Raw genomic sequence first — 13,341 nt, forward strand, 5'->3', positions numbered from 1 at the left:
CAGCTCGAGGGGCGTTACGACAGCGCGCCGAGCACACCGCGCGTCGCCTTGTCGATCTCCTCGACATAGCGGCGGCGGACGAAGGTCTCGGTGAGGAAGCCGACCACCTTTCGACTGTCGGTGGAATCGACCACCGCCAGCATCTCGGCTTCCGCTTCGTCGAACACCGCCATCGCCGATTTCACGTTCATTTCCGGAATCAGCACGATCTCGGTCAGGCGGGCGAGCTCGATCACCTGGATTTCGTCGGCGATGGTGTCGAGATCGCCCGAGAACAGGTCGGGCAGCAGGACGAGCCCGACATATTCGTCCGAATTGTTGACGATGACGATCCCGGGCCGCGATCCCAGCGCGAATTCGCGGCGGACCGCGGCGATGGTCGTGGTCGACGGCACCTTGCCGACATCGGAGCGCATCAGCCGCTCGACGGTGAGATTGCGCAGCCAGCCGACGTCGTTGGCGCTGCGGATGGTCTCGCCACGCAGATGCAGGCGCCAGGTCGAGAAGGAGTGTCCGAACATGAAACGGACGCAGATCGAGGTGACGATGCAACCGGCCAGCACCACGGCGGTGACGTCGACGTTGCGGGTCATCTCGAGCACGAGGAACGACATGGTCAAGGGGCCGCCGACGATGGCGACGCCGAGCGTCGCCATGCCGGTCAGCATCGCGACCAGCGGATCAATCACGAAGTTCGGGCTGATCAGCAACAGCACCGCCGCAAAGAACTTCCCGATCAGGCTCCCGACGAACAGCGAGGCGAAGAACAATCCGCCGCGGAAGCCCGAAGCCAGCGAGATCAGGCAGGCCGTCACCTTCAAGGCGATGATCAGCGCGATCAGGCCGATCGTCATGTCGTGAAAGAGATCGAGGACCATGGCGCCGTGTCCGGCCGCCAGCACCTGCGGGGTAAGGATCGCAAAGCCGCCGACGATGAGGCCACCGATCACCGGGCGCAGCCAGATCGGCAGCCAGGCGAACAGGCGTTCGAACGTCGATGACGAGCGCATCACGGCGATGCCGACACCACTGGTGACGAGCGCGAGCCCGATCAGCGCCAGATACTGCTCGACGCCGACCGAGCTGACTTTCGGTATTTCGAGCGAATAGGGTGCGCCGCCGAGCCATTGCGCAGTCAGGGCGCCGGCGAGCGAGGCCGCCAGGATCGGGGCGGCGCTGCCGACCGAATAGACGCCGACAATCAGCTCGCAGGCGTAGAAAGCTCCCGTGATCGGCGCACCGAACGCCGCCGCGATCGCAGCGGCAGCCCCGCAGCCGACGATCAGGCGCAGATCGTTGCGGCGCAGATTGAAGAACTTGCCGAGCAGCGAGGCGATACCGGAGCCGATCTGGGTGTAGCCGGCCTCGAGGCCGACGGACGCACCGCAGCCGTTCGAGATCAGCGTCTGGCTCGACACCACCACGCTGTCGCGCATCGACAGATTGCCGCCACGCAGCGCGTTCGCCTCGATCGGATCGACCGCGCTGGAGATCTTCAGCCGCCGCCGCCACCACTCCATGATGCCGAGCACCAATCCGCCCAGGGCGGGCGCAATCAGTGCGGCCCAGGGACTGACGCTTGTATTGGCCGACAGGCGGACGTCGATGGGAATGCCGTAGATCACCATATGGGCAATCTGCGCGATCTCGGCCATCAGCGTCACGATGGCGCCGGCGAGCGTGCCGATCACCAGCGCCAGCGGGATCAGATAGAATTCGTTGCTGCGCAGAAGCGCGCGCAGCCGAACCATGACGCGGTTCGTCCCCTTGCGGTCGGTGAGATGTCTGATCCGCAGGAACACTTTCTGTCCGCCCTACCCTTCCGACATGCCGTAACCGGACATGCGCTGGCGGACCCGCTCGATCTCGGCGCTCGAAAGCAGCGGCGGCTCTCCAAGCTGGAGACAGCCGTGATATTGCCGCGCCAGCGTCTCGACCTCGACGGCGAGCCACATCGCCTTGTCCAGCGACTTGCCGACGGCGATCATGCCGTGATGGTCCAGCAGGCAGGCGAGCCGGCCCTCCAGCGCCCGCACCGCATGCTCCGACAGTTCCGCCGTTCCGAAGGTGGCATAGGGCGCGCAGCGGATGCTGTCGCCGCCGGCGGCCGCGATCATGTAGTGCACAGGCGGAATCTCCCGGCCCATGATCGCCAGAATGGTGCAATAGGTCGGATGGGCGTGAACGACGGCGTGGACGTCGGGCCGGGCCTTCAGGATGTCGAGGTGGAAGCGCCACTCGCTCGACGGCTTCTGAGTCGGGGCATGCGAGCCGTCCATCGCCATGAACACGATCTGGTCCAGCGTCATGGCGTCATAGGGCACGCTGGTCGGCGTGACCAGAAGCCCGTCCGCATGCCGGACGCTGATATTGCCCGAGGTGCCCTGGTTGATGCCGAGCGCATTCATGCGGCGGCAGGCGCCGATGATGGCCTGCCTCTTGTCGAGCTCGTCCGCTGTCATCGACATCTCGATTTCCTGACGATGGGCGCCTGTCAGAGGGGGAGTACGTCAAAGCAATGTGGCAGCGCAAGAGAAAGCAGACCGGATCGCGCGCGATCCTGACAGCCGCCTCATGGCATCGTGAAATAAACATGAAAATCAACGCATTAACAGATTGTCGGAGCCCTACGGCAAGCTCGCCCGGACCGCCGCGATCCCGTTGATCACGAACTGCACCGAATAGGCCGCGAGCAGCATGCCGAGCACGCGCGAAAGGACGGCGTTGCCGGTGCGTCCAAGCGTCCGCGCGATCATGTTCGCGGAGAGAAAGCAGAGCATGCAGATGAGGCAAACGCAGACCACGACCGCGATGATGGCCGCGAGCCTCGGCCCATAACCGACATCGCCCGACAGAAGCAGCGTGGTCGCGATCGCGCCCGGACCGGCCATCATCGGGATCGCCAGCGGGAACACCGCGACGTCGGAGGCGTGCTCTGATGTCGCCTTGTCGGCCTCGCGGGCATCGCGATGCGGACGGTCGCCGAAGATCATCTGGTAGGACACGCCGAACAGCAGCAGCCCGCCGGCGATCTGGAAGGCGGGGATGCCGATCCCGAGCTGGCGCAGCAGCCAGTTTCCGATCAGCGCGATCACCACCAGGATCGACGCCGCAATCAGCGGCGCGCGCAGCGCGATGGTGCGCTTGCTCGTCTCAGGCATTCCGGCCGTCGCCGCGAGGAAGGCGGGCACGAGACCAACGGGATCGACCACCAGCAGCAACGTCACGAACGCGGACAGGGAGAAATCAATCATGGCGCCTCTTCCGATCCGACGGCCCAAGCACGTCGCAATAACAAAAGTTAGTTCAGCGGCCAGTCAAAAAGATCAACCAGCTCAATCGCGAAGCAACCATTCTGCGGGATTGCCGTTGCACTTGATATCGACACACCAATAGAAGCAGCCCAGCCAATTGCACGAGCCGCGTTCCAGAATTGATCCGCACGATCCCGTTGCCTGCAGCCGCTGGGCGCTTCGATTAGGGACAAACGTCAGAGAACTCAAGGCCGCCATTCACCAGTTCGGCAGCGCCGCTGACGCCGTGGCGTACGGTCTTCAGCAGTGGCGGCTCACCGCATCCCGTGGCCAGTGGCAAGCCCGCAGCGGCGCACCGCAGGTCGGCATCCTCTCTGATTCCATCGTTGCGCGCGGCGAACAGCTTGCCTCGGTCGCCTTGATCTGCGTCAACGCGGTCGGCCTCGTCGCGGGGGCCGTGCCGCGGGTCCTGCCCGCGGCCCCCGAAGCAGATGTCGATGCGTATCTCGACGGCCTGGACGGGCTCTTCATTGGCGGCGGGCAGACCAACGTCCATCCCTCCCGCTATGGACAAACCGTCGACGAAGCGCGCGACGGCCCGTTTGATGAATTCCGCGACGAGGTCGCACTTCGCCTGATTCCGCGCGCGCTGGCGCGCGGCATTCCTGCCCTCTTCGTCTGCCGCGGAATGCAGGAGCTGAACGTCGCCTTTGGCGGCACGCTGGCGAGGGAGCCAGACGGTCTGCCGGAGGATCAACGCCACGGCACACCCGAGGCGGACAATGAGGATGCCCGCTACCGGCTGCGGCAAAAAGTAACGCTGCGAAAAGAGGGCGTGTTGCACCAGATCTGCGGCGCAGACGCCATCACGGTGAATTCGCTGCATAGCGTCCTGATCGCCGATCTGGCACCGGGTCTCGTGGCGGAGGCCGTGGCCGAGGACGGCTCGGTCGAGGCCGTCAGCGTCGAAGGCGCGGGCGCTTTTGCGCTCGGCACCGTCTTTCATCCGGATTATTGGGCGAGCTCCGACCATGCGTCGGCCCGCGTTCTCTCTGCCTTCGGAGACGCGGTTCGCCAGCATGCGAAAACGCAAGGGGCGGCGTAGGTCATGCACCGTTACCGCTTCGGCATCGAGGAGGAATATTTTCTGGTCAACCGCCAATCCGCAGTGCCGAGATCGGAGCTGCCCAAGCCCTATATGGCAGCGGCCCAGAAACGCCTGGGAGAACGGCTGACCACCGAGATCCTGCAATCGCAGATCGAAGTGGCGACGCCGCCACTGGCGACTTCAGCCGATGCGATCGCCGAGCTTGCGCATTACCGCGCGGTTCTGGCGGAGGTCGGCAAGGAGCACGGGGTCGGCATCATTGCGGCGGGGACGCATCCGCTGGCGCAACCTCAGCAGCAGCGGATGACGCGCAAGCGCCGCTACAGCAAGGTCATCAGCGACCTCGGAATGGTCGGCCTCGGCAATCCGATCAGCGGGCTGCACGTTCACGTCGAGGTGCCCGAGCCCGACCACCGCGTCGAGATCATGCACCGCCTGGTGCCGTTCCTGCCGCTGCTGCTGGCGCTGTCGACCTCGTCGCCGTTCTGGTGCGGCTATCCCACCGGATTGCTCGGCTACCGCAATGCCGCCAACGACGCCCTGCCCCGGACCGGCTTTCCCGAGATGTTTCGCAACCTCGCGGAATACGAGACATATGTGAGAACCCTGGTGGACGCAGGCATCGTCCCCAATGCCACCTATGTCTGGTGGGCGCTGCGGCCTTCGCTCCAACATCCCACCCTGGAGCTGCGCATCACCGATTGCTGCACGGCAATCGCCGATTCAGTGGCGATCGCGGCGCTGTTTCGCGCTCTGGTCAGGCACGCCGTGCACCATCCGGATCTGAACGCCACCTATTCGGCCGTGCACCGCGCGCTGATCGAGGAAAACCGCTGGCGCGCCCAGCGCTACGGAACCGACGGGACGTATATCGATCTGGTGTCGTTCGAGCCGGTCTCTTTCAGGACTTGGCTCGATACGGTCATCGCCATGCTGGCGCCCGATATCGCGCATCTCGGCCTCGAGGGCGATATCCAGCACCTCAAGGCCATCCCCAAGCGCGGCACGTCGGCGCATCTCCAGCTCGAATACTTCCGGGGCTTGAGGAAATTCGGCCGCTCGCCGCGAGAAGCGATCGGCGACGTGACCAAATGGCTGCGGACCTCGACCGAGGCCGGCGACTTCACCGCACGGGCGGGCGAGCCGAAGGGGGCTCCGGTGCGGCAGCCTCTGGCCCATCCGGTGTGAGGCGCCGCATGCGACGACGACCGGTCTAGGAACGACCTTCCGCCAACCGACTTAGCTGACCATGACCGCAAGGGACATGGTGGAGATCATCTATGAGCGACAGCGGAGTTAGCATGCTGCTGGGCCACGCCTCGGCCCAGATGCTTTGGCTCTGGTTCATCGGCGCGTTCGTGCTCGGCGGCGCCCTCGTCTACGGCGTGATGAAGGCCGGCCACCTCCGCCGCAGCGAGCGCGCACGCCTCGATCGCGCGACGGAGGCGCGACAGCGCCAGGACGATCCGTACAAACGGCCGGGTTAGCTGGCAGCCCGTTGCAGATTGGGAACCTTTGGCCGCGCAGAGTCTTGATCGCCCGAGGATAGAGGAAGGCGGGGCCTTCCCGTTCACCTCGACAGGAGGATTTATGGCCAAGAAAGCGAAGAAGCGCACAACCAAGAAATCGTCGGCGGGCCGCGCCCGTCAGGCGCCGAAGATGCTGAGCGACCTGTTCCTGGAAACGCTCAAGGATATCTATTTCGCCGAGAACAAGATCATCAAGACCCTGCCCAAGATGGCCAAGGCCGCCAACTCGAAGGAGCTCGCGGCGGCTTTCAACAAGCATCTGCGCGAGACGCAGGGCCAGGTCAAACGGCTGGACCAGATCTTCAAGCTGCTCGGCAAGCCGGCCCGCGGCAAGCCTTGCGAAGCGATCAACGGCATTACCGACGAAGGCGCCGAGATCATGAAGGAGTTCAAGAACGCTCCTGCCCTCGACGCCGGTCTGCTCGCAGCCGCGCAGGCGGTCGAGCACTACGAAATCTCCCGCTACGGCACGTTGCGCACCTGGGCCGAGGAGCTCGGCATGCAAGACGCCGCAAGGCTGCTGCAGGCGACGCTGGACGAGGAAGAGGCGACCGATCACGTCCTGACCGAGCTCGCCACCTCCGTGATCAACCTCGAGGCGGAAGAGGAATACCGTCAAGCGGCCTGAGCCACACATCGCGTGATAAACAACGCCGCGGCCCGAGGCCGCGGCGCTTGTCTTTCGGATCGCACGATCCGCATGGCACCTCCGCGCCGCCGGGCTGGAATTCTCGGGAACCGGCCCCATATCCAGTCGATCCCACCGCCGAGCCCCGCATCATGCCACCCAAAAATCCCCTCGACTGGATGCTGTCCGAAGCCCTGGACTCGCTGACCCGCGGTGAACGGCTGCGCCAGCAGTTCGGCCGCCAGGAAGCCTGCTGGGAGCCGCCGATCGACGTGCTCGAAACCGAGCATGAGCTGCTGATCCTGGTCGCGCTTCCCGGCGTCAATCCCGACAACGTCGAGACCGTGATCCACGACGGCGTGCTCGTGATCTCCGGCCAGCGCACTCTGCCGGCGGAGCTTCGCAATGCCCGCATCCATCGCCTCGAGCTGCCGCAGGGGCGCTTTGAGCGCCGCATTGCATTGCCCGTTGGCCGCTACGCCATCAGCCGCTTCGTGATGGACGGCTGCGTCGCACTGCGCCTCGCCAAATCCTGAGGTCGACCATGGCCATCGAACCGATGAATACCGCACAAACCAATCCCCAGAGCATTTCCCAGAGCAATTCCGACGTGAAGATTCCCGAAGACGCACTCATCATTGTCCCGGTGCGCGATATGGTGCTGTTCCCCGGCGCCATCGCGCCGATCGCGATCGCGCGGCTGAAGTCGATCGCGGCCGCGCAGCAGGCGTTGCGCGAGCAGCGGCCGATCGGCATCGTCCTGCAACGCAGTCCCGAGACCGACGAGCCCGGCCCGGACGATCTCTATCGGGTCGCGACCATCGCCAACATCGTACGCTACATCACCGCGCCCGACGGCACCCATCACATCGTCTGCCAGGGTGTGCAGCGCGCGCGCATCCTCGACTTCCTGCCGGGGACACCGTTCCCGGCAGCGCGGATCCAGCAGATCCCGGAGCCGACCACGAGCTCGCCCGAGATCGAGGCCCGCGCGCTGAACCTGCAGCGCCAGGCCATCGAGGCGATCGAGCTGCTGCCGCAGGCGCCACCCGAGCTGGCCGCGATGTTCCAGGGCACGACCGCCCCGGGCGCGCTGGCAGACCTGGCGACCTCGTTCATGGATATCAAGCCGCAGGACAAGCAGGAGGTGCTGGAGACAATCGACCTCGCCTTGCGTGTCGAGAAGGTGTCGAAGCATCTGGCCGAACGGCTGGAGGTGCTGCGCATCAGCAACGAGATCGGCCAGCAGACCCGCGCCAGCTTCGACGAGCGGCAGCGCGAGGCGATCCTGCGCGAGCAGATGGCGACCATCCAGCGCCAGCTCGGCGAAGGCGACGGCAAGGCCGCCGAGGTCGCCGAGCTGACGGCTGCCATCGCCAAGGCCGACATGCCGCCCGAGGCGGACGCGCATGCGAAGAAGGAGCTGCGCCGCTACGAGCGCATGCCGGAGGCCGCCGGCGAGGCTGGCATGGTCCGCACCTATCTGGACTGGTTGATCGAGCTGCCGTGGGCGCTGCCCGCGGAAAAGCCGATCGACATCAAGGAAGCGCGCCGGATCCTCGACGCCGATCACTTCGGCCTGGAGAAGATCAAGAGCCGGATCATCGAATACCTGGCGGTGCGCAAGCTGGCGCCGCAAGGCAAGGCGCCGATCCTGTGCTTCGTCGGACCGCCCGGTGTCGGCAAGACCTCGCTCGGCCAATCCATCGCACGGGCGATGGACCGCCCCTTTGTGCGCGTCAGCCTCGGCGGCGTGCATGACGAGGCCGAGATCCGCGGCCACCGGCGCACCTATATCGGCGCGCTGCCGGGCAACATCATCCAGGGCATCAAGAAGGCCGGCGCCCGCAACTGCGTCATGATGCTGGACGAGATCGACAAGATGGGCCGCGGCGTGCAGGGCGATCCTTCGGCGGCCATGCTGGAAGTGCTCGACCCCGAGCAGAACGGGACGTTCCGGGACAATTACCTGGGCGTGCCCTTCGACCTCTCGCGCGTCGTGTTCATCGCGACCGCCAACATGCTGGAGCAGATCCCGGGTCCGCTGCTGGACCGCATGGAGCTGATCAGCCTCGCCGGCTACACCGAGGATGAGAAGCTGGAAATCGCGCGGCGCTATCTGGTGCGGCGGCAGCTCGAGGCCAACGGCCTGACGCCGGAGCAAGCCGAGATCGAGCCGGAGGCGCTCAAGCTGGTGGTCAAGGGCTACACCCGCGAGGCCGGCGTGCGCAACCTCGAGCGCGAGATCGGAAAACTGTTCCGGCATGCCGCGGTGCAGGTCGCCGAGGGCACGGCTGCCAAGGTCGTCGTGACGCCAAAGGACATCGGCACCGTGCTGGGCCAGCCGCGCTTCGAGGGCGAGATCGCGCAGCGCACCAGCATTCCAGGCGTGGCCACCGGCCTTGCCTGGACGCCGGTCGGCGGCGATATCCTGTTCATCGAGGCGTCTCGTGTCCCTGGCAAGGGCGGCATGATCCTGACCGGCCAGCTCGGCGAGGTCATGCGCGAGAGCGTGCAGGCTGCGATGACGCTGGTGAAGAGCAAGGCCACGCAGCTCGGCATCGATCCGCAGCTGTTCGAAAAGAGCGACATCCACGTTCACGTCCCGGCGGGCGCGACCCCGAAGGACGGGCCGAGCGCGGGCGTTGCAATGTTCACGGCGCTGACATCCCTGCTCACCAATCGCACGGTGCGCAGCGACACCGCGATGACCGGCGAGATCTCGCTGCGCGGCCTCGTGCTGCCGGTCGGTGGTATCAAGGAGAAGGTGGTGGCGGCGGCGGCCGCGGGCCTGAAGCGGGTGATGCTGCCGGCGCGCAACAAGCGGGATTATGACGAGATTCCGCAGAGCGCGCGGGACAACCTCGAATTCATCTGGCTGGAGCGCGTCGACGAGGCCATCGCCGCAGCGCTCGAGCCGGCAGAGGCCAAAGTCGAAGCGGCGGAGTGAATGCGATGAAGCAACTGCTGGAAAGAGCGAAGCGATCCCGGAAGACGCAGCGGCTGCGCCAATTGCTCGATCGCGCCATCGACGGGGTTCGCGATACGCTGGCGCCAGGACCGCGGCTTCAGCCGGTGCCGGTCCGGGTGAAGCGCCGCAAGGGTTGAGCCCTCCGTCTCAAGCCCCCGCGGCAGCCCGATACAAAAGGCCCCCTCGCTGGAGGGGGCCTTTGCGTTGTTAGCCCACCGCGTCCTTGGCGGCCTTGACGGGGCGAGCACGGACGATCTTCCGGGCCGGCTTGGCTTTGAACATCATCTCTTCGCCCGTGAACGGGTTGGTGCCCTTGCGCGCCTTGGTCGCGGGCTTCTTGATGACCACGAACTTGGCGAAGCCCGGCACCAGGAACAGGCCGTTCTTCTTGAGCTCCTTGTGACCGACGTCGGTCAGCGTCTCCATGACGCTCTTGACGTCGCGCTTGGAAAGCTCGGTGGTGGTCGCGATCTTTTCGATCAGCTGCGATTTCGACATTTGGGTGGCCATCGTGTCTCCTCTGATTCGTTGACGGCTGCATATTAGACCAACCGGCGAAGGCCTATAGCCTTCTGCACAGTTTTGTCGGGGTTTTACGGGCTTTTTTTGCCCTCTGTGGCAAAAAACCCTGCTTTTTAGCTACTTCCGGAGTGGGAGAAGCCTCAGGCAGCGGATTTTACCTTGTTTCAAAGGCCCGTACGCAGCCTTGCTAAAGCTGATTCGATGCTTTCGACAAGCGACGACCGGCCTCTTTGTGAGAGGCTGGTCGCGATTCACCCTGGAAAATAAGGCTAGACGCGCTCGATGATGATTGCCGGGGCCATGCCGCCGGCCGCGCACATGGTGACGAGACCGCGCTTCAAGTCGCGCCGTTCGAGCTCGTCGAGCACGGTGCCGATCAGGATCGAGCCGGTGGCCCCGATGGGATGGCCGAGTGCGATCGAGCCGCCATTGACGTTGACCTTGGCGCGGTCGAGCTTGAGGTCGCGGATGTATTTTTCCGCGACCACGGCAAAGGCCTCGTTGATCTCGAACAGGTCGATGTCGTCAACAGTCAGCCCCGCCTTCGCCAGCACCTTGCGCGTCGCGGGCACCGGCGCGTTCAGCATCAGCGTCGGCGAGTCCCCCATGTTCGCCATCGCAACGACACGGGCGCGCGGCTTCAGGCCGTGCGCCCTGGCGTAAGCGGGCGAAGCCAGCAGGATCGCGGCGGCGCCGTCGACCACGCCGGACGAGTTGCCGGCGTGGTGCATGAAGTCGATCTCGAGGTCGGGGTACTTCTGCAGGATGAGGCCGCGATACGTCGTGCCCTTGTCGTCGAGCGCATGGTCGGCAACCGCGGGGAATGCCGGCTTCAATGCGCTCAGCCCTTCCATCGTGGTCTGCGGCCGCGGATATTCTTCGTGGTCGAGCGCGAGGCTGCCGTCCTCGCGATGCACCGGCACGAGGCTCTTCTTGAAGTGGCCGTTCGCGATCGCATGCGCGGCGCGCCTCTGGCTTTCGAGCCCGAGCGCATCGACGTCCCTCCGCGTGATGCCTTCCATGGTCGCGATCGCGTCGGCACAGACGCCCTGATGCGATTGCGGATGCCGCGCGCGCAGGCGCAGGTTGCCGCCATCCATCATCATCGGTCCGCCGCCGCGACGTCCCTCCATCGACATCATCTCGCAGCCGCCGGCGACGACGAGATCTTCCGCGCCCGCCATGATCGAGCTTGCGGCCATGTTGACGCTGGTGATGCCGGAGCCGCAGAAGCGGTCGAGCGTCACCGCGCTCGCGCGCACGTCATAGCCGGCATCCAGCGCCGACATACGGCCGAGATCGCCGCCTTGCGTTGCGACCTGCGCGCTGCAGCCCCAGATGATGTCGTCGACGTCGGCGGTGTCGATGCCGGTGCGCTCGGCGAGAGCGCGCAGCACGGTCGCTCCCACTTGTTGCGGATGAATGCCCGACAGCGCCCCCTTGCCGGCCTTGCCGACGCCGCGCGGGGTCCGGCAGGCATCGATGATGAGTGCGTCGGTCATTGGCGTTATCCTCTTTTTGAATGGTTAGAGGCGTTTTGAATCAGGGGACGAAGGGAGTCAATGCGCGCTGCGCAACCCCATCCCGCCCCTCTCAGCGCGAGCGTAGCTCGTCGGGCCCCCGCAAGTACGGGGGCGAGGGAGAGCAATCACGCCCCCGCCGCATTCTTCGCGATCACGTTGCGATAGAAACTGGCGCTGAGTTTCGGCGTACGGACCTGCGTGTCGAAATTGACGTGGTAGAGCCCAAAACGCTTGTTGAGCCCGAACACCCATTCGAAATTGTCCATCAGGCTCCAGAGGAAGTAGCCGCGCACCGGCACGCCTTCCGTGGTGGCGCGCTGAAGCTGGGCGAGGTAGTTGCGCAAGTACATAATGCGGTCAGTGTCGTAGATCTTGCCGTCGGGCGTCACGACGTCCTCGCCAGAGGTGCCGTTCTCGCTGATATAGATCGCATCCGTCTTCCAGATCTTCGCCGCCAGCTTCGGCACCCAGTAGATCGTCTCGGGCCCGACGCGCAGCCAGTCCGAATTCATGTGCGGGAACGATTTCGGAATCGGCAGCGGCATGAAGCCCGCGCCCTGGTCGGAGGCCACCACGTAATTCTGCGGCGCGTAGATGTTGAGACCGAGGAAATCGACCGGCGAGGAGATGATCTTCAGCTCCGCGTCGGTGTATTTCGGCGCATCGCGTCCGGCGAATTTCAGGAAGGCGTCGGTGTACTGGCCCGTCATGATGACGTTGAGATAGCCGGCGTTCATCTCGCGCAGCGCGATCTCGGCGGCACGGACGTTCTCCGGCGTATCGATTGCGGGCGCGCAGGCATCGATGTTCTCGGCCGGTCCCACCCTGGTGCCGCGGCGGCCATGGGCGCGCACCGCCTGTACCGCGAGCCCGTGCGCGAGCGCGCTGTTGTGCCTGATCTGGTTGACCTCGGCTTGCGGCAGCGTCACGCCCGGCGCGTCAATGCCGATGCCATAGCCGAAATAGACGAAGCGGCCGCTCTCGTTCAGCGTAAATACGTTCTTGACGCGGTCGGTGAGATGTTCGGCGACATAGGCCGCGTAATCGCCGAAGATCTTGCAGGTCTCCGTCGAACGCCAGCCGCCAAACCGGTCCTCGAGCGATTGCGGCAGGTCCCAATGATAAAGCGTCAGCCACGGCTCGATGCCGTTCTTCAGGAGCTCGTCAATGACTCGATTGTAGAAGTCGAGCCCCTTCGGATTCGGCTTGCCGTCGCCGTCCGGAAAAAGCCGCGGCCAAGCCACCGAGAAGCGATAGGCCTTGCAGCCGAGTTCCCTGATGAGCGCGATGTCCTCCTTGTAGCGGTGATAGTGCTCGTTGGCGCGGTCACCGGTGGTGCCATCCTCGATCTTGCCGGGAATACGGACGAATTTGTCCCAGATCGAGGCCCCTCGCCCGTCCTCGTTGACCGCACCCTCGACCTGATAGGACGAGGTCGCCGTGCCCCAGACGAAGCCGGCCGGAAAGCCGTCCATAACCCGCGGCGACGGTGGCGGCTTGACCTCGGCGGCCTCCAGAGGATTTGCCAGTCCGGCTGCGGACAACCCCGCGATTTTCGCAAACTGGCGACGCGAGACCTGGTCCGACATTGATGCTGCTCCGGGCTGATGCTCTTGCGGCGGCACCATGGCGAATCGCGGGTCGTTTGAGAAGCGGGCGAGCCGAACGCTGAGGATGCAGAATTGCCGGATACGACGAAGCTGTCTGAAAGAGTCCACGGCGATCGTCGGCCGACCTACCCAGCCGAAACACTCACTTGCACATCATTCCGGTCGCCGAGCTGGTGCCCGCATAGCTTCCAGATAC

At 65.0% G+C, this 13,341-nt stretch carries 13 protein-coding genes; 7 read left to right on the plus strand and 6 right to left on the minus strand.

The genetic code is table 11. The features are described 5' to 3' along the window. Positions 1-14: 14 nt before the first annotated feature. From IVA88_RS29335 to IVA88_RS29345, 3 genes are all read right to left on the minus strand, one after another. Positions 15-1,802, minus strand: coding sequence for a chloride channel protein (locus tag IVA88_RS29335; protein ID WP_247500681.1), 1,788 nt, complete (start codon positions 1,800-1,802; stop codon positions 15-17). Positions 1,803-1,814: 12 nt separating this feature from the next. Further along, entirely contained in the window at positions 1,815-2,468 is a 654-nt protein-coding gene (locus IVA88_RS29340) for an L-fuculose-phosphate aldolase (RefSeq protein WP_247500682.1), read from the minus strand. Positions 2,469-2,627: 159 nt separating this feature from the next. Continuing rightward, positions 2,628-3,254 carry a MarC family protein gene (locus IVA88_RS29345; RefSeq protein ID WP_247500683.1) on the minus strand — a complete coding sequence of 209 codons (627 nt, stop codon included), beginning with the start codon at positions 3,252-3,254 and terminating at the stop codon, positions 2,628-2,630. A 157-nt stretch (positions 3,255-3,411) separates the two neighbouring features. Here IVA88_RS29345 and IVA88_RS29350 point away from each other — a divergent pair, with 157 nt between their 5' ends. The 7 genes from IVA88_RS29350 to IVA88_RS29380 all read left to right on the plus strand — a co-directional run bounded on the left by IVA88_RS29350 (position 3,412) and on the right by IVA88_RS29380 (position 9,627). Next, positions 3,412-4,359, plus strand: coding sequence for a gamma-glutamyl-gamma-aminobutyrate hydrolase family protein (locus IVA88_RS29350; protein WP_247500684.1), 948 nt, complete (start codon positions 3,412-3,414; stop codon positions 4,357-4,359). A gap of 3 nt (positions 4,360-4,362) precedes the next feature. Then, a complete protein-coding gene (locus IVA88_RS29355) occupies positions 4,363-5,550 on the plus strand; it encodes a carboxylate-amine ligase (protein WP_247500685.1) in 1,188 nt (395 codons plus the stop codon). 92 nt (positions 5,551-5,642) lie between these two features. After that, positions 5,643-5,849 carry a hypothetical protein gene (locus IVA88_RS29360; RefSeq protein WP_247500686.1) on the plus strand — a complete coding sequence of 69 codons (207 nt, stop codon included), beginning with the start codon at positions 5,643-5,645 and terminating at the stop codon, positions 5,847-5,849. 103 nt (positions 5,850-5,952) lie between these two features. Then, complete coding sequence (locus IVA88_RS29365; RefSeq protein ID WP_247500687.1) at positions 5,953-6,519, plus strand: ferritin-like domain-containing protein; 567 nt, start codon at positions 5,953-5,955, stop codon at positions 6,517-6,519. Positions 6,520-6,671: 152 nt separating this feature from the next. Then, entirely contained in the window at positions 6,672-7,055 is a 384-nt protein-coding gene (locus IVA88_RS29370; RefSeq protein WP_247500688.1) for an Hsp20/alpha crystallin family protein, read from the plus strand. An 8-nt stretch (positions 7,056-7,063) separates the two neighbouring features. Further along, positions 7,064-9,469, plus strand: coding sequence for an endopeptidase La (gene lon, locus IVA88_RS29375; protein WP_247500689.1), 2,406 nt, complete (start codon positions 7,064-7,066; stop codon positions 9,467-9,469). Positions 9,470-9,474: 5 nt separating this feature from the next. Beyond that, the gene (locus IVA88_RS29380; protein WP_247500690.1) at positions 9,475-9,627 is read left to right on the plus strand and encodes a hypothetical protein; all 153 of its coding nucleotides are present in this window, start codon (positions 9,475-9,477) and stop codon (positions 9,625-9,627) included. Between the two features lie 70 nt (positions 9,628-9,697). On the opposite strand, the gene IVA88_RS29385 is transcribed toward IVA88_RS29380, so the two are convergent. The 3 genes from IVA88_RS29385 to IVA88_RS29395 form a co-directional block, all read right to left on the minus strand. Beyond that, positions 9,698-10,000 carry an HU family DNA-binding protein gene (locus IVA88_RS29385; protein ID WP_007601427.1) on the minus strand — a complete coding sequence of 101 codons (303 nt, stop codon included), beginning with the start codon at positions 9,998-10,000 and terminating at the stop codon, positions 9,698-9,700. 281 nt (positions 10,001-10,281) lie between these two features. Further along, entirely contained in the window at positions 10,282-11,514 is a 1,233-nt protein-coding gene (locus IVA88_RS29390) for an acetyl-CoA C-acetyltransferase (RefSeq protein ID WP_247500691.1), read from the minus strand. A 146-nt stretch (positions 11,515-11,660) separates the two neighbouring features. Beyond that, complete coding sequence (locus tag IVA88_RS29395; protein ID WP_247500692.1) at positions 11,661-13,124, minus strand: GH1 family beta-glucosidase; 1,464 nt, start codon at positions 13,122-13,124, stop codon at positions 11,661-11,663. Positions 13,125-13,341: the final 217 nt, after the last annotated feature.

The organism is Bradyrhizobium sp. 149 (assembly GCF_023073915.1).
Lineage (GTDB): Bacteria > Pseudomonadota > Alphaproteobacteria > Rhizobiales > Xanthobacteraceae > Bradyrhizobium.